Source organism: Helicobacter valdiviensis (assembly GCF_003245365.1).
Classification (GTDB): Bacteria; Campylobacterota; Campylobacteria; order Campylobacterales; family Helicobacteraceae; genus Helicobacter_D; species Helicobacter_D valdiviensis.
This window is the reverse complement of sequence record NZ_NBIU01000020.1, coordinates 1-16,677: the sequence shown is the minus strand read 5'-3', so window position 1 is coordinate 16,677 and position 16,677 is coordinate 1. Positions and strand designations below refer to the sequence as shown.

The 16,677-nt window shown below is 32.1% G+C and carries 21 protein-coding genes; 2 read left to right on the top strand and 19 right to left on the bottom strand.

Features of this window, described 5'->3' with window-relative positions:
- Position 1: 1 nt before the first annotated feature.
- Positions 2-646, top strand: a complete 645-nt coding sequence (gene nth / locus B6S12_RS07065) for an endonuclease III (protein WP_111230097.1) — start codon at positions 2-4, stop codon at positions 644-646.
- A 9-nt stretch (positions 647-655) separates the two neighbouring features.
- On the opposite strand, the gene B6S12_RS07060 is transcribed toward nth, so the two are convergent.
- From B6S12_RS07060 to truB, 19 genes are all read right to left on the bottom strand, one after another.
- Complete coding sequence (locus tag B6S12_RS07060) at positions 656-1,516, bottom strand: thiamine-phosphate kinase (RefSeq protein ID WP_111230096.1); 861 nt, start codon at positions 1,514-1,516, stop codon at positions 656-658.
- Positions 1,516-2,346: a carboxylating nicotinate-nucleotide diphosphorylase gene (nadC, locus tag B6S12_RS07055; RefSeq protein ID WP_111230095.1), complete on the bottom strand. Its 831-nt coding sequence runs from the start codon at positions 2,344-2,346 to the stop codon at positions 1,516-1,518. Before nadC ends, B6S12_RS07060 begins: the two co-directional genes overlap by 1 nt.
- Positions 2,347-2,358: 12 nt before the next feature.
- A complete protein-coding gene (gene nadA, locus B6S12_RS07050) occupies positions 2,359-3,354 on the bottom strand; it encodes a quinolinate synthase NadA (RefSeq protein WP_111230094.1) in 996 nt (331 codons plus the stop codon).
- Positions 3,351-4,133 (bottom strand): phosphatidylserine decarboxylase, encoded by a 783-nt coding sequence (locus B6S12_RS07045; protein WP_111230093.1) that lies wholly within the window; start codon positions 4,131-4,133, stop codon positions 3,351-3,353. Before B6S12_RS07045 ends, nadA begins: the two co-directional genes overlap by 4 nt.
- Position 4,134: 1 nt before the next feature.
- Positions 4,135-4,854 (bottom strand): arginyltransferase, encoded by a 720-nt coding sequence (locus B6S12_RS07040; protein WP_111230092.1) that lies wholly within the window; start codon positions 4,852-4,854, stop codon positions 4,135-4,137.
- A complete protein-coding gene (locus B6S12_RS07035) occupies positions 4,841-6,037 on the bottom strand; it encodes a murein transglycosylase domain-containing protein (RefSeq protein WP_245892583.1) in 1,197 nt (398 codons plus the stop codon). The genes B6S12_RS07040 and B6S12_RS07035 overlap by 14 nt, the downstream gene beginning before the upstream one ends.
- Positions 6,031-6,579 carry a DJ-1 family glyoxalase III gene (locus B6S12_RS07030; protein ID WP_111230091.1) on the bottom strand — a complete coding sequence of 183 codons (549 nt, stop codon included), beginning with the start codon at positions 6,577-6,579 and terminating at the stop codon, positions 6,031-6,033. The genes B6S12_RS07035 and B6S12_RS07030 overlap by 7 nt, the downstream gene beginning before the upstream one ends.
- Positions 6,579-7,142, bottom strand: a complete 564-nt coding sequence (gene efp, locus B6S12_RS07025) for an elongation factor P (RefSeq protein WP_111230090.1) — start codon at positions 7,140-7,142, stop codon at positions 6,579-6,581. Before efp ends, B6S12_RS07030 begins: the two co-directional genes overlap by 1 nt.
- A gap of 17 nt (positions 7,143-7,159) precedes the next feature.
- The gene (locus B6S12_RS07020; protein WP_111230089.1) at positions 7,160-8,083 is read right to left on the bottom strand and encodes a class II fructose-bisphosphate aldolase; all 924 of its coding nucleotides are present in this window, start codon (positions 8,081-8,083) and stop codon (positions 7,160-7,162) included.
- A gap of 10 nt (positions 8,084-8,093) precedes the next feature.
- Entirely contained in the window at positions 8,094-8,909 is an 816-nt protein-coding gene (locus tag B6S12_RS07015; protein ID WP_111230088.1) for a peptidyl-prolyl cis-trans isomerase, read from the bottom strand.
- Positions 8,910-9,013: 104 nt separating this feature from the next.
- The gene (locus tag B6S12_RS07010; RefSeq protein ID WP_111230087.1) at positions 9,014-9,760 is read right to left on the bottom strand and encodes an OmpA/MotB family protein; all 747 of its coding nucleotides are present in this window, start codon (positions 9,758-9,760) and stop codon (positions 9,014-9,016) included.
- Positions 9,760-12,432, bottom strand: a complete 2,673-nt coding sequence (locus tag B6S12_RS07005; protein ID WP_111230086.1) for a hypothetical protein — start codon at positions 12,430-12,432, stop codon at positions 9,760-9,762. The genes B6S12_RS07010 and B6S12_RS07005 overlap by 1 nt, the downstream gene beginning before the upstream one ends.
- Positions 12,432-12,611: a hypothetical protein gene (locus B6S12_RS07000; RefSeq protein ID WP_111230085.1), complete on the bottom strand. Its 180-nt coding sequence runs from the start codon at positions 12,609-12,611 to the stop codon at positions 12,432-12,434. The genes B6S12_RS07005 and B6S12_RS07000 overlap by 1 nt, the downstream gene beginning before the upstream one ends.
- Complete coding sequence (locus B6S12_RS06995) at positions 12,611-13,012, bottom strand: biopolymer transporter ExbD (RefSeq protein WP_111230084.1); 402 nt, start codon at positions 13,010-13,012, stop codon at positions 12,611-12,613. Before B6S12_RS06995 ends, B6S12_RS07000 begins: the two co-directional genes overlap by 1 nt.
- Before the next feature lie 3 nt (positions 13,013-13,015).
- Complete coding sequence (gene exbB, locus B6S12_RS06990; RefSeq protein ID WP_111230083.1) at positions 13,016-13,489, bottom strand: TonB-system energizer ExbB; 474 nt, start codon at positions 13,487-13,489, stop codon at positions 13,016-13,018.
- A gap of 10 nt (positions 13,490-13,499) precedes the next feature.
- Complete coding sequence (smpB, locus tag B6S12_RS06985) at positions 13,500-13,952, bottom strand: SsrA-binding protein SmpB (protein WP_111230116.1); 453 nt, start codon at positions 13,950-13,952, stop codon at positions 13,500-13,502.
- 2 nt (positions 13,953-13,954) lie between these two features.
- Positions 13,955-14,716: a 4-(cytidine 5'-diphospho)-2-C-methyl-D-erythritol kinase gene (locus B6S12_RS06980; protein ID WP_111230082.1), complete on the bottom strand. Its 762-nt coding sequence runs from the start codon at positions 14,714-14,716 to the stop codon at positions 13,955-13,957.
- Positions 14,713-14,946, bottom strand: a complete 234-nt coding sequence (csrA, locus tag B6S12_RS06975; RefSeq protein ID WP_111230081.1) for a carbon storage regulator CsrA — start codon at positions 14,944-14,946, stop codon at positions 14,713-14,715. Before csrA ends, B6S12_RS06980 begins: the two co-directional genes overlap by 4 nt.
- Positions 14,940-15,776, bottom strand: a complete 837-nt coding sequence (gene truB / locus B6S12_RS06970) for a tRNA pseudouridine(55) synthase TruB (RefSeq protein WP_111230080.1) — start codon at positions 15,774-15,776, stop codon at positions 14,940-14,942. The genes csrA and truB overlap by 7 nt, the downstream gene beginning before the upstream one ends.
- A gap of 51 nt (positions 15,777-15,827) precedes the next feature.
- Here truB and B6S12_RS06965 point away from each other — a divergent pair, with 51 nt between their 5' ends.
- The gene (locus B6S12_RS06965; protein WP_111230079.1) at positions 15,828-16,262 is read left to right on the top strand and encodes a hypothetical protein; all 435 of its coding nucleotides are present in this window, start codon (positions 15,828-15,830) and stop codon (positions 16,260-16,262) included.
- Positions 16,263-16,677 lie beyond the last annotated feature (415 nt).

The following is a 16,677-nucleotide window of genomic DNA, read 5'->3' as shown; positions in this document are numbered from 1 at the left end:
AATGGTAAAAAAAGCAACCAAAAAAGAAATAAATGAAATTAAAACACTTTTTTTAGAACACTATAAAGATGCAAAAACAGAACTTAATTACTCTAATGATTTTGAACTTTTAATAGCGATTATGCTCTCCGCCCAATGCACTGATAAGCGAGTAAATCTTATCACACCTGCTCTTTTTAAAAAATACCCCACTCCACAAAGCTTGCAAGATGCTCCCCTAGAAGACATCAAAGAACTGATTAAAACTTGCTCTTTTTTTAACAATAAAGCCACCAACCTAAAAGCAATGGCTCAAATGGTATGTGAAAAATTTGATGGCAAAATACCTCTAGATAGAGAAGAATTAAAAAACCTACCCGGAGTAGGACAAAAAACTGCTAATGTGCTTTTAATAGAATCTCAAGGAGCAAACTTTATTGCCGTAGATACGCATGTCTTTAGAGTTTCACACAGGCTTGGCTTAAGCAATTCTAACACACCTTTAAAAACTGAAGAAGATTTAACAAAACTTTTTAAAGATAATCTTTTTACTCTACATCAAGCAATGGTTCTTTTTGGTAGATACATCTGCAAAGCTATCAATCCAAAATGCCATGAATGCTTTTTATCCCATCTTTGTAAAAGCAAAATAAGCTTCAAGGCTTAAAAACAAAATTTAAGAATGCCAATTTCTTCTTTTTAGTTGATATTTTCCCCTTATGGCTTTAGCAAAAATCACTAAATTGTGGCGATTTTTCAAAGCTATTTTTTTAGCTTTTTGTATTTTTTGCTTTCTTAAAGCATAAAGCATTTGGTATTCCTCAGGAGAATAAAACCACTCTCCTTTTTTCTTTAAAATCTTAAAATCTATCCTATTTATCTTGCTAAGGCGTGAAAGTTCCATAAAAATACCATCAGATATATCCATTCCAGCTTTAGCTTCTAAATTAAGTTCTAAGAGCATTTTAGGATAAAGCTTAGGAGTAAAAAAACGAGAATTTTTAGAAATTGCATTAAATCTTAATGCACTTTTTAAATGCCTTATATTTTTTCCAAATTTTTGAGATTTAGCTAAATGCAATGCACTTTTTGGTTCTAAATATCCAAGATAATCGCCTATTTTAATCCCCTTTCTATAAAGGAGCTTTTTGCATTTTTCTCCAATTAGTGTAAGTGAAATATGAAGCTTATCTCCTATTAATGTATCTCCACCTACTAAAAGCACTCCATTTTGCTTAGCAATTTGTGCAATATCTTTTGCTAAGTTCTTCCCCTCTTTAAAATCTCTTGGAATACAAACCGTTAAAAGTGCATATTTTGGAATTGCATTCATTGCATAAATATCTGAAAGATTCACATAAAAACACTTTGCAATTTGCCTTTTTAAATCCCCCCATTGTCTTTTAAAATGCACCCCCTCAAAAAATCCATCACTCGCATAAATAAATCTATCAAGCACTACTCCATCATCTCCTATCCCAAAGGTAGCCCCACATTCCCTTAGAGTTTGAATAAATTGCTTTTCCCTATCAAGCATTAGAGCATCTTCATACTTAAATCAATCCAAGTTGCATGATGGATAATATAGCCACTTGAAATTGCATTTACCCCTTTAATGGCATAATTTGCTATATTTTCTAATTCCACATTACCACTCACTTCAATAAGTGTGCTAGGAGAGATTTTATCTCTTAAATCCACCACCTCTTTAATTAATTCAAGTGGCATATTATCGCACATTAAAATATCCCCTTTTGCAGTTAAAACTGCCCTTGCTTGTTCTAGAGTTTCACATTCCACTTCTATTTTTACACCAAAGGGGATTTTTTCTCTTGCCTCTTTAATAAAATCTTCTAAGGATTGTTCTCCTTTAATATGTGTATCTTTTAACATCAAGCAATCATCTAGCCCTAAGCGGTGATTTCTAGCTCCACCATTTTTTGTAGAATATTTTTCAAACACGCGCAAAAGAGGTCTTGTTTTTCTAGTATCCAAAAGAACACAATCTGTATTTTGTAGCTTTTTAACAAATCTTCTTGTAAGCGTAGCAATTCCACTAGAATGTGCCAAAATATTTAAAATACTTCTCTCCAAGCTTAAAAGCGTGCTTCTTTTACCTCTTAAATTAAGAAGCGTTGTTCCTTTTTGAAACTCTTCTTTATCAAAAACTAAAAATTCCGCTTCAATACAATAAAGTTCACACATTCTTTTAATATAAATTTCACCTGAAAACACCCCATCTTCTTTAGCTATAATCTTGCTCTTTACTTCTTTATCCTCTTTTAAAATCCTAGCAAATAAATCCCCTCTTCCTAAATCCTCTTTAATTGTAGCCTTTAAAAATTCATCTAATAAAATTTCTTGCACCTTTTATCCTTTTTATGAAAGCTCCATCATTTTATCCAGTGCCTTTTTAGCTTTAGCAGCTATCTTCTCTTCCAATAGAATTTCATTATAAGGTTCTCCTTTATCTATTGCTTCTAAAATTTTTAAAACATCTTGCAATGTAGTTTCATTCATTGTGGGGCATTCTGGCTTAGTAGAAGAAAGAACAAAGGTATTTTGCTCTCCATTATAAGGCTTTCTTAAACGATTAACTAAATTAAATTCCGTTCCAACCGCTACTTTTTGTGCAGGCTCTAAACTTTGAACATACTTGATTATCTGACTGGTAGAACCCACAAAATCTGCTTCTTTTACTACTTCTTTGGGGCATTCTGGATGCACTACAATCAAAATATCTTTGTATTTTTCTCTAAAAAATTCAATATCTTGCACGCTAAATAGCTGATGAACTGAGCAAAATCCATTATAGCAAATTATATCTGCATTTTTTACATCTTCTTTGCTATCTACTCCCAAAACTGCACTTTTTAATCCATTTTGTCCTGCTAAATTCTCACCTAAACATCTATCAGGCAAAAAGAAAATTTTTTTATTTTGTTTAAGTGCATAATCCATAATTTTACTTGCATTAGAGCTTGTGCAAACAACACCTCCAAAATCTGCAACTTTAGCTTTTACTTCTGCATTAGAATTAATATAAGTAATAGGAAAAAAATCATCAATCCCATAACTTTTGAGCTTCTTCACACTCTCATCAAAATAACTATCATCAATCATTCTAGCCATAGAGCAACAAGCAATTTTTGGCATAAATACACGCTTTTTGGGTGAGAGAATTTTCACACTCTGCCCCATAAAGCCCACACCACAAAATACAACAATGGGATTATTAGAATGGGAGGCTTTTTGTGAAAGCTCCAAACTATCTCCACTAATATGTGCTATCTCTACTATCTCATCTCTTTGATAAAAATGTGCTGCTATTAAAACATTATGTTTTTGTGCTAGAGTTTTAATTTTTTCTTTCATTCTTTCTCCTTTGCAATACATTCACCAAAATACACGCTCTCTCCTAGCTGTGTTTGATAACTCCAATCCTTAGAAAACATTACAACTGTAGAACCCATTTGAAAACTTCCTATTTCATCACCTTTTTGCAAAAAGATAGGCTTTGCAAATGTATGGCTATAGTTTTCTTCTAAAGTTGCAATATTAGGTGCAAAATGGATAACAATCCCACCAACATTAAGTGCCCCAACTGCTACAAAATAAAAAGGATTACCTCTATAATCTTCACAGCTTAATACTACTCTTTTATTTTTAACAAATAGGGAATCTATTTTTTCTAAACCCATTTTATTCACTGGATAAAGAGCCCCTTTTATAAAATCAATCTTTTTAATTTTTAAATCAATAGGAGCATGGAAGCGGTGATAATCTTTAGGAGATAAATAAAGATTAATAAAGCTAAACCCCTCTTCTAATTTCTCTAAGATAAAATCGCTGATAAAATATTCTTTACCTTTAATTTGTAAAGCTTTATTTTCCTTACATTCTCCAAACTCCATTACTTTACTATCACAAGGGGCTATCAATACATTTTGCGCCTTATCAAAAGAACGCATTTTAATTAAAGAACGCATAAAAAGATTATTCAAGCTTTCATAACTCTCTAGAGTGTCAAATTCTTCCAAATTAATCTTAAAATACTTCACATAAGCCAAATTAATCCATTTTTGAATTTTAGGATGGAAAGAATGTTTGGCAAACTTCTCAAAAATCTGTGAAATTAAATTTGTATAATGCATCTTACTCCTTTTTCCAAATGGGTTTTTCTTCTAAACTTGGGCGATTGATTAAAACCTCAAAAGGCTTAAATTTTTCTTTATACCCCATAGAAGGATGATCTTTAATCCAATATCCTGGATATAAATATTTAATTCCTTTAGATTTTGCAAACTCAATTTGCTTTAAGATTGAAAAAGTGCCTAAAGAATATTTTGCAAAATCATGATCATAAAAACAATAAACCGCTGAAATACAATCTTGCAAAATATCTACTAAAGCCACTCCCACCAAAATTCCATCAATATGATACAAAAACTCATAGCCAAACTCCATAAAGCCTTGCACAAAAGTATCATAATACACTTCTGGGGTAACTTTTTGATATTCCCAACCTTTTTTATCTTGCATAGCCTTATGGTATTTATCATACAATTCTAAATGCGATTTAGATAGGGTGGGCTTTTGAATACTTAGTGTAATAAACTTAGATTGCTTTAAGATTTTTTTTTGCGTTTTACTGAAACTAAAATTTTCACAATCCTGCCTTATGGAAATACACAAACTACAGCCTTGACACTCTGGAACAAAAAAATAATTTCCAAAACGCCTCCAACCCCTCTCTAATAATTCCTTATAAAAATTCTCTTTACATTCTTTAATGTAAAAATACCGGTATAAAGATTCCTTTTCTTTAAAATATCCACAGATTTTAGGGTTTTGTTCTAACTCAAAAATCTCCATGTGCAATTGCTCCCAATGAAGCAGTTTTAGAATGCGTTTGGAATTCTTTTTTAGCATTGCTTACTTTATGTAAATAATTTCTTGCTTCTTCGTATTTTAAAGAAGTTCTTAGCTTTCTATAAACATCTTGCGAAGACATTTGATTAATAATCTCCACAGCTTTTTTTCTGTCTTTATGGAAAACTGAAAGAACATTTCCACTGCCCGTATTATAAGCTGCAATCACACAATATTCATGAGAGAGAGAATTTTTAATACCTTTTAAATAACGGTTAAACAAAATATCTAAATAGGCCGATCCATATTGTATATTTGTTTTAGGGACAAAAAGCATTTCCTTAGTAGGAATACCATCTTTATTATTTAAGGCTTTATACACATCACGCCCCGCACTTACTGGAACGACTTGCATAAGTCCATATGCTGGAATATGACTAACTGCATAAGGATTAAAACTGCTCTCTGTTTTAATAATAGCAAAAATCAATGCCTGCTCTATTCTATATTCTCTTGCATAAAGCGCAACATACTCTCCATATTTATGCTCACTTTGCATTTCTCTATCTTCTACCATATTAAATTGCACATAATAAACTTTCTTTTTCTCACCTTTTTGTGTAATTTCTGTGGTTTTTAATTTATGGTTAATAAGATAATCTGCATAGCGATTAGCTCTCCAAGGATAAAGGACAACCTTTCCTTCATGATCTTTTATCAAATCTGCCAAATAAGGTTTTCCTTTATACTCAATCTCTTTATCAGAATATAAATCTACATTTTCTGGATCTTCTGGCGTTAAAAGTGTTCCCACAATTGCTTTATGCAATGCTTGTTTTGGATTTTTTGTATCTAGAGTAGCTACTGATACCACACCTTTTGCAAAATCCACTTGTGCTCTTGAGAGATAAGAATCAGTATATTTTACATAAACTTCTTTAGAAGCTGTAGGTGTATTATTTTCACCCCAATTTTTAGAAGCTCTTTGGGTGAGCTTAGTAACAACCTTTTTGAAAGTTGCTTGAAAATTCAAAACTTCTGTTTCAAACTTTTGAGGATTAGAGGCATATTCTATTGCCTTTTTTTTAAGATAGCTTTCTGGGTTATAAACAAGCTCTCTATAACCCATTAAACAACCTGCCAATAAAAAGGAGCTAACTCCTAATGTTAATGCTATTTTTAGCAAGCAAGCATTCCTTTTTTAACTTCTAAAGCTTTTTCTTTACCTACAAAAATCTCTGCCAAATAATAAGCAAATTCTAAGGCAGTTGCAGGACCTCTTGAAGTAATAATATTCCCATCTTGCACGACATTTTCGCACACATAGTTTGGATTTTTAATCTCATTTTCAACGCTAGGATAGCAAGTAAATTTAGCCTCTTGTAAAACACCCATTTTAAAAAGTGCTAGAGGTGCTGCACAAATTGCTGCGACAATTTTACCTTCACTGTGTATTTTTCTTACAACTTTAGCTAAAGTTTCAGAACCAATCATATTCTGCACTCCACCAAAACCACCTGGCATTATAACGCCCTCATAGTCTTTAGCTTCTACTTCTTCAATTCTCACTTTAGCCTGCATTATAATTCCACAATCAGAAGTTACTGCCAAATCTTTTGTTAAAGAAGCAAGATGCACTTCAACACCTACGCGTCTTAATACATCAATCACGCTAATTGCTTCTAAATCTTCAAATCCATCCCCTAAAGGAATTAAAACTTTTGCCATTATTTTACCTTATCTAAATATTCGCCTGTTTCTGTATTTACACGGATTTTATCTCCTTCTAATACATGATAGGGAACTTGAACCACAGCACCTGTTTCTAAAGTAGCTGGCTTTTTACCCGCACTTGTAGTATCACCTTTAAAGTTTGGTGGTGTTTCTTTTACTACAAGCTCTACAGACTGTGGCACATCTACAGAAATTGCTTTATCATTATGGAACAATACACTTACCATCATTCCATCAATCATCCATTTAGCAACCTCTCCTACTTGCTCATCTAAAAGTCCTACTTGCTCATAATTCTCTGTATCCATAAACTGGAAATGATCGCCATCATGGTATAAAAATTGCATAGAACGCTCTTGCAAATTTGGCTCTTCACATTTATCACCTGCATGAAAAGTTTTCTCTAAAACTCTACCATCTAAGAAAGATTTCATCTTTACACGCACAAAAGCTGCTCCCTTACCCGGCTTTACATGTTGGTATTCTGTAATTCTATAAGGAACACCTTCTAATTCAACTTTTAAACCTTTTTTTAAATCACCCATTGAATATGCCATTTATTTCCTTTAATTTTTTAAATTTTTCCTGCACTACCTAAGATTTCCATACGCTCTGCTATAACTTTTCTCATAAAATCTTTAGCAGGAGCAAAGAACTTTCTTAAGTCAAATTGCGTTTTGTCTTCATTAGCTACGCGTCTAACCTCTGACATAAACGCAATTCTTAAATCTGTATCTGTATTAATTTTATTAATACCGCCTTTAATAGCCTCTTGTAAAAACTCAAAAGGAACACCTTTACTTCCCTTTAAATCCCCACCACTTTGCAAAAATGCCTCTCTAACTTCATTAGGAATTGCACTTGCTCCATGCAAAACTAAAGGAATATTAGTAAGCCTTTTCACTTCTATAAGGCGTTCAAAATCTAGTTTTGGTTCGCCCTTGAACTTAAAAGCTCCATGGCTTGTCCCAATAGCAGGTGCTAAAAAATCTACTTTACTTTCTTTTACAAACTCTTCTGCTTCTTTTGGATTAACTAAGCAAGCATCTTTTTCATCTACAGAGATATTATCTTCTATCCCCATAAGTCTTCCAAGCTCTGCTTCTACACTCACACCAGCACAATGAGCTACTTCTACAACCCTCTTAGTTTCTTGTAAATTTTCCAAAAAAGGATGATGGGAAGCATCTATCATCACAGATGTAAAACCTGCCCTAATTGCCTTCACACAAGATTCATAGCTGGTTCCATGATCTAAGTGTAAAGCTACTGGAATATGAGGATAACGATTGGCCAAAATCTTCACCATACCTACTGCCATATCAATACCTAGATATTTAATCGCTCCCTCACTTGCCTGCACAATAATAGGAGATTTTTTCTCATCTGCTGCTTCAAAAATAGTGCTTAGCATTTCATAATTTACAAAATTGAATGCCCCTACACCATAATTTTCTTTATGTGCTTTTTGTAAAATTTCATTTCCTGATACTAGCATTTAATAAACCTTAATAAACTTCTATCTTAGCTTTTTTGCGTAAATCTTGACCTTCTTTTTGCACACTATCTTTGAATTTTTGCACTTTTAATACTTGCTCAATTCTTGCTTTGCTTTCATCTAAAGTAAGAGTTCTTTCACTTCTTTTATCTTCCGCATAGATTACATGGAAACCAAAATCTGTTTTTACTGGAGTTTTTGTATATTCTCCTTTTTTAAGTTTAAATGCTGCATTAGTAAATTCTGGAACCATTTTTTGTGCTCTTACAAACCATCCTAAACTACCACCATTTTGTGCAGTTGCATCTTGTGATTTTTCTCTTGCAAGCTGTGCAAATTTATTAGGTAAATCTTTACCACTTTTTTTAAGTTCAGCGATGATAGATTTTGCTTCTGCTTCACTTTTTACTAAAATATGGCTTACTTTTACTGCTTCTGGCTGTAAGAATTCTTTTTTATTTTTATTATAAAAATCTTTAATTTCAGAATCGCTTACTTTAACTTCATTCATTTGTTTGCCCATCCAAATTTCTAAAGCCAAATCATCTTGCACAAGTGCTAAAGCATCTTTATATTCTTTAGAGTTCTCAATCTTTTCTTTTTTAGCCTGTTTAATCAATAATCTTCGCTCAATTGCTTGATTAATAATTTGTGTTTTTGCTTCTTGTGGTAATTGCTCATAAGAAACACCAGGCATTCCTCTCATTAAAATTCCAATATCTTTTTCTGTGATTTCTTCACCATCTACTTTTGCAAAAGTTTTTGCAAAACTCACACCTTGCATTAACGCAAAAGCCACCATTGAACCTAAAATAATCTTCTTCATCAATTTACCTTCCGTGTTTTGAAATTTTAAGAGTTTAGTTCTCTTTATTTTGAAATTTTACCTTGATTTTTTTAAATACTTATAAAACAAGGCTTATCTTAAAGCTATTTTGACTGATTTTCTTCATCTTTTTGTAATTCTTCTTGCAATTTTAAGATTTTAAGAATTTTTTGATTACTTTTTGTGAGCGCTTTAAACTCTACTCTGCGTGATAGCTCTGGCGTTTCTAAAGGCTTTGCAAAAGAAAGTCCATTTGCCCTTAGCACGCTTACTAGCCACTCTTTTTGTGCATTGATTTTAGGATTTTCAAAACAATATTTTAAAACCTCCAATGCCCTTTCTTGCGAAAGCCCTACATTTCCTAAATACCTTGCTTCTAAACTTTTAGCATTTTGCCATTCTGTAGAAGTGTGCCCCTCTATTCTAATTTCTTCAATGTCTTCTTTGTATTTATCTTGCGAGAGTATCTTAATATAACGCGGAAAAAAATCATCTAAGATTTCTTTAAATCTTGATTTAACTACTTTTTGTCCTTGATCAAATAAAATATCAGGCTCTCTAAAACGCACAATATTATCTGAATCAATCTCCGCATTCCATTGCTCCAAATTCCCAGAAAATTCTCTTAATAAATCTTTATTAAGCTCTGTTTGCAAATCTTTATGAGTTTTAGCAACATCGCTCATTTGCTTATTAAGTGTCAATAGCTCTTTATTCTGCTCTGCTAACTCCTTTTGAGTAGAGCTAATTACCACCATATAGGACACAGCAATTAGCAAAAAAATCATCATCACTCCTGCCATCATATCAGAAATGCTAATCCACTCACTTCCTTTAAAATCACTAGCCATTATCTAGCTCCCATTAACTCACGGATACGGCGTAAAAACCATTCATAATCTTGTCTAAAACCAAGCGTAATATTTGAAAGTGCCCCATCAAGTTCCCCAAGAGAACTGCAAAGCTTTGCATTTAATTCAGAAGTTTCTGCAAGCGAAGAAGAGACATTGGTTTTTGTGATTTGCAAAATTGCATCAATCTCTTTGCGATTACTTTCCAAAGAGAGATAAGTTTTTGTAAGTGCATCTCCAAGATTTTTTTGCAATTTATTGAATTCATTTAAAAGTTCTGCACTCACATTCTTAGGCAATTCTAGACTTTTTTTACTAAGGAGTGAAAGCATTTCTAAATACTCACTCCCCATTTCTTTTAGCATTACTTTTACTTGATCTTGTAAGGTTAGATAGCTTTGTATTACTTCTTTAGAATGTGAATCTAACTGTGTTTTTGAAAGATTTAAAAGATTACTTACAAGAGAATTTGCACTCTCTAATACTTTTTTAGAGTTTATATCAAAAAGGCTTGCTATTTCTGCTAGATTATTCTGCAAATGCGTTGTTAATTCCTGATGGGTTTGTGTAGAAGTTTGCAGTATTTTACCCACTTGTGTTTGATGGAGCGAATTTGCATTCTTTAAATACGCATTTAAAGACTCTAAAGTATTTTTATAGCTTTCTGCTAGACTTCCCCTAAGCTTACCTTGATAATCCTCTAAAAAACTTTGGTTTTGTGATTGCAACTTCTCTAAATACCCACCAAAATTTTTAGCATCTTCTTCTAAAAGCCCATAAAGCTGCTTAGACTGCTCTTTATTGCCTTCTAAAAGCATTTGCACATTTTGAGAGATTTCTTGTGTAGTTTTTGTAAAATTTTCTTGTATATTATACGAAGTTGCACTTAAAGCTTCTTCTATATTTTGGCTTGATTGACTTAGACTATTTGCAGTATTTTGCACCAAATCATTAAGACTTCTTAAAGTATCTGTAGTGCTTTTTTCTACCTCATTAGAAAGCGTAATTAAAGCTTCTTTACTGCTTTGTAAATTTTCCTCTAAATTCTTAGTAGAATTACCCAAAAGCTTATCAAAGCTCAAAACCGCATTATTAACATGCTCTTCTAATGCGTCTAAATGCTTTTGCAAATTATCCTGTGTATTTTTACTCAAATTCATAAAGGAATTTGCATTTTGCTCTAGGGTTGTTTCCATATTTTGAGAATGTTTTAATAAAACATCATCACTTCTTTTAGACTGCTCTTCTAGCAGTAAAACAGATTGTTTTTGGGCTTCTTGTAAATTATCTACAAGCTCCCCATATTTACTCTTAATCTCTTCCATTTGTTCTTGGATATTGCTCTTAATATGTGTAACCATTTCTAAGTTTTTAAATCTTAGCTCTTCTTCATTATGGTTAAAGTTTTCAAGCAGCTCTAAAGTTTTACTCTCTAGCTCTTTTAAAGATTGCGTAAGCTTTTCTTGATTTTGTGTTATATAACTCTCATTAAACTCCATAAAAGCAGTATAGAGCTTATTTAGTTGCTCATTTAACTTAGTATGATCTTGTTCTAGGGTTTGCAGACTATTTTCTAAAACATTTTGTGAATTTTGCAAGTAAGTTTTTGTGCTTTGCTCTAAAAACTGCGTTGTATTTTCTAAATTACTTCGCACAAGCTCCATACTTTCTTCTTTTCCGCTTTGGATAATTTGACTAATTTGCTTATGAGATTGCTCGGTAACTTCATAACTTCTAGCTTGAATACTTTCTATTGATTCTACAAGTTCTTTAACAGAAACCAACGCATTTTGTGCATGAATATGCATATCTTCAAAACCAGCCAAAAGGGAAGATAATTTTTCATTTTCTATGCGTGAGGCTTCAATGCTGTTTGCTAAAGCCTTATAGACTTCTAGCGTTTCTTCATTGCGTTTAGCTATAAGTGCAATCCCTTCACTTGTTTGATTAAAAAGTGCAAGTGTATTTTTGAGATTTTCTTCTAATCCTGCTATGCCTTCTTTATAATTATTTTGCCAAGCAATCATTTGCGAAACTGCTAAATTTAATTCTTTAAAATTATCTCCAAATTGATCAGTAATTTTTTTATTAAAATCACGAATTACCCCCTCTAATGCTCCTATTAACTCCTTACTTGCACCTTGTGCTAAATGGTGCATTGCTTCTTTTAGAGTAAAATTAACTTTATTAAAATGCTCCTCCAATCCCAAATAGCGTTCTTCATTAGCTAAACTTTGTTTTTCTAAAAGGGTTTGGGTTTTATGTAGAGTTTCTTGCTGTTTTTGCGTGATTTGCGTAAGCTCTTTTAGGCGTGAGAGTTCATCTAACTTCCCCATTTGCAAAGAAAAATAATCTAACATATTATCCAAATCACTTTTAACTGCTTTGCTTTTTTGGATAATTGAAAGCAAAATTGCAAGTCCCATTCCCAAAATAGAAGTATAAAAAGCAGTCTTCAACCCCTCTAAAAGCGTAGGCACAGAGTTTTCAATATTTCTTGTATCAAAATCTTGCAACCCCATAAAAATCCCTACAAAAGTCCCCAAAACCCCAGCACTAATAATAATAGATTTAAAATCTCTATGCTTTTGCTTACCATAGCTTAGAAAATCCCAGAATGCAAGTGCCAACATTGCTAAAGTAAAAATGATATTTACCAACATATTTTCCATTATTTTCTCTTCCTTTTTTTATCTAAATCAAAACGCTCATCCATAAGCCAATCAGGTTTTTGAATGGTAGTCTTTTTGCGATTTACTAAAAATAAAACCAATCTTATAGCAAGCACAACAATTGCAAAAGTAATTGCTGCTGAAATTATTGTCCCTAAATCATATTCACTTCTAAACATTACCTTCCTTTTTGTTCTATTTGTTGCACTTGCACATCTACATTATTATACTCAATCTCATTTAACATTCCCACAAGTGCAATAAACTGCTCAAAATAACTCTTAGAATCCCCTCTTAATAAAATAGGAGTTTCTTTTGGCATTTGTAATAATTTTGCCTTAATCTCCTCTAAGCTGGAAAGATTTTTATCAAAAAAATACTCCCCTTTTTGACTAATGGTAATTTCTACATCTTTTAGAGGCTTATCTATCTTGCTAGAACCTTCCGCTTTAGGAAGAGTGATAGGGATTTTGCCTTGTGCTATAAAAGTAGCACTTGTTAAGACAATAACAAGCAAAACTAGCATAATATCAATAAAAGGCACGATATTAATACTATCCATTCTCCTAAATCGTTTCATTTTCTACCTTTTTTCTAATTCTTTTAAGCTAAAATTTTGGCTTTGCTTTTTCTCTTGTAAAATCTCCCATCTTGCCACCAAAACTTCACTTTTTCTCATTAAAAGATTATAAAAAATAATAGAAGGAATAGCTACAATAAGCCCTCCTGCTGTTGCTTGTAATGCTAAGGCTAAACCACTCATAATACTTGCACTATCCACCATGCCAGACTGCCCCATTTGCACAAAAGTAATGATAATCCCAAAAACCGTTCCTAAAAGCCCAACATAAGGTGCATTAGAACCAATTGTCGCAATTAAAGTTAGATTTTTAGATAAATCAATTTCCAACTCTGTTTTGTTCTCATAAATTGCTAATTTAATATAGCGATAAAAAAGCAATCTTTCAATACTAGCCCACAAAGCCACCACACTCATTAAAAGCAACACCCCCATTACTCCATATTCTACGCTTTCTTTTAAACTTAAATCTAGCAATTTTTCTCCTTTATTGGTAATCTTTTAAAGACTGTGCTATCTCTCTTTTTTGGATTTTTTCTTTCAAGCTTTCACGCTTATCATGCAAATTTTTACCTTTAGCTAGGGCTATTTCTAGCTTTGCTCTATTGCGTTTATTAAAATACAACTTCAAAGCTACAATACTCATTCCCACCACTTGTGTTTTGCCAAAAAGCTTATCAATCTCCTTTCTGTGTAGAAGTAGTTTTCTTACTCTTTTTTCATCGGGTTTATAATGCAAATTTGTCGTGCTAAGCACTGAAATATGTGCCCCAAACAAAAAAGCTTCCCCATTAACAATCTTGACAAAACTATCTTTTAAATTCACCTTTCCAGCACGGATAGACTTCACTTCGCTTCCTAGAAGCTCAATCCCTGCTTCAAGTTTATCAAAAATAAAAAAATCATAAGTTGCTTTTTTGTTTGTAGCGACTATTTTAATACTCATTTTACTCTCCAAAAACTACTTCCACTACCACTCAAAAAATATCCCTCTTTAAGATATTCTTTCAAACTTGGATATATTTCTAAAAGTGGCAAGAGCAAATCATTTAAAGAAATTGCATCTTTTTTAAAAACATCTTGATTGCTAATATCTAGCCAACTTTTTGCTTCATTTGTGCTAATAGGAGCATAGAATTTCTTCGCATAAAGTTTATAGATTTCTTTAGTATTTGCATGGATTTTAGGTGTGATGATTTCTACTTTAAATGTCCTCTCTTGAGTGTTTTTAATAATCTCTCCTCTGCCCTCTACATTTGCAATTTCTTCTTCACTTAAAAAAAAGGGGACATCACTACCCACTTTTGCTCCTATTTTATAAAGTTCTTCTTTTGTCAAGTTTAAACCTAGTTTTTGATTTACCCACAAAATAAAACCTGCTGCATTAGAGCTACCTCCGCCAAGCCCACTCCCTGTGGGAATATTTTTTTCTACCTCCACTTTTAAAGCATTCAAAAACTCTTTTTGCTCCTTAGTGCATACTTCTAAAAGTGCAAGATAGCTTTTATAGATTGTATTTTGCTCCATTTTACAATCAAAATTTCCACAAACCTCAAAATTACTATGCCCCTCTTGAAACTCCAACACATCATAAAGATTACCAACCCTCATAAACCGTGATACAAGAGTATGGTAGCTAATGCTATCTTCTTGCATTTTGCCTGTAATTTTTAGAAAAATATTGATTTTTGCGTAAGTTTTCATTTCGCCTTACTCTTTAAAATAGGCAATTCACTAGCTTGTAATTCTTTATGAGAAAGTGATTTTTTATTCTCTTCTAAAACTGCCCTTTTTAACTCCTCTCGCAAAATCAAAAGATTAGGCGGTGCTTCAAAACCTATTTTAACACTGCCTTTATCAATAGAAACAATCTTAATAACAATCTCATCGCCAATACAAATGCTTTCATTTTCTTTTCTTGATAAAATTAACATAAAGGTATCCTATTTAATAAATATGTGATTGCGTGGTTTTTATATGAAATTATAGAAAAAAATTCATCAAAATACACTATATATTCTCCTTCTTTGTAAATTTTTAGCTCTTTTGCTTCTAGTTTTTTGCCATTTATCATCTTAGAATAAAGTTCTCCATTCTCTAAATCTCTAGCATTAATCTTACAAAATGGCAAAATCTCTAAGGGATTTAAATGTTTCTGCCCCTCATATTTAAATCCCCCCTCGCTCTCGCGTTCCAAATAGCTAAGCGCCCCAAAAGTGCCTAATTTTTGTGCTATCATTTCTCCTAAAGATCGGATATAAGAACCTGCACTTACCCACACTCTAAAACTAACAAAAGGATGATTATAGCCTAAAAATTCTATTTTAAAAATTTTCATCACTTCTTCTTTTAATCTTACCTCTTCCCCAGCTCTAGCAAGCTCATAAGCCTTTTTCCCCTCAATTTTTTTAGCACTAAACTTAGGAGGAGTGAATTTAACCTCTCCACAAAAACTCTCCACCACTTCTTGCACTCTAGCTTCACTTAATTTTGGTGTATCATAAATACCCATAATATTCTCAATATCTAAAGAATCACTTTTTAACCCAAGCCATAAAGTCGCTTTATATACCTTAGGTTCTTTATTGATAAAAGAAAACAATCGTGTATATTGCCCATAAGCTACTATCAATGCTCCACAAGCAAAAGGATCTAAAATCCCACTAAATCCGCCTTTTTTAACATTATCTCTTTTTTTTAAATTGTTTAAAAATTTATTAGAAGAAACAAACAAAGGCTTATTTGCCACAAAAATACAATCCAATTTTAGCACCTTAAATGTATAATATCTATCATTTTAATATCAGGAGTTTTTATGAAAAGTATTTTAACATCTTTTCTTTTAAGTTTTTGTTTATTTTTTATAAGTGGCTGTGCTAACCCACCTCTTGCAAATCCAAATCTAAATTATCCGCAAATCCTTTATCAAAAAGATAAAGACACTAGCATTATCCCTATTGGTTTTTCGCAAACTTTTACCAATCGCTTTAAAATTCTCTATGAAAAAACCCCAAATCCTAACTTAAAAACCATAGAATTTTATTTCACCCATTATTACAATGAAGCACAAGGGGATGATTCCCCCACTGCTTCTTTTAGTTTCACGCCCAGATATTTGTTGCGAGCAAATGTGATTATAAATGGCGACATCAAACTTCATAAAGACATTGAGTTGCCTGTAATTGCTTTTAATCCACCTTATAGCCAAATCTTTGATGGGATTATCCAAGAAGCTCTTAAGCTTCCTTAATCCCAAAAATAATGGCTTTTTACAAAATATTCTTAGCTCTCATATCTATAAATCCATAATTGCATTTTTCCAAAAACTAAAACATACAAGCATATTTTATCCATAAGCCTAGCTAGTGCAATTCTAAAAACTCATTAAAATTTTCTCATCATTTTATAGTTTTCCCATTCATTCTCTTAAAAGCAAAACCACTAAATAACCTCTTTTATTTTATTACTAACTAATAGAGTTTATTCCATTATCATTGCAAAAATCTTTAGACTAATAATAGTCTAATAACAAACATTAAAAGTTTAATCTCTTCTTAATTAATCTAAAAACTCTAGCTAAAATTTTCCTATATAACAAATAAACATTTCCTAAATAAAAAATAATGAATTAAAATTTAAAAAAACATATATTAGAATTCCAAAAT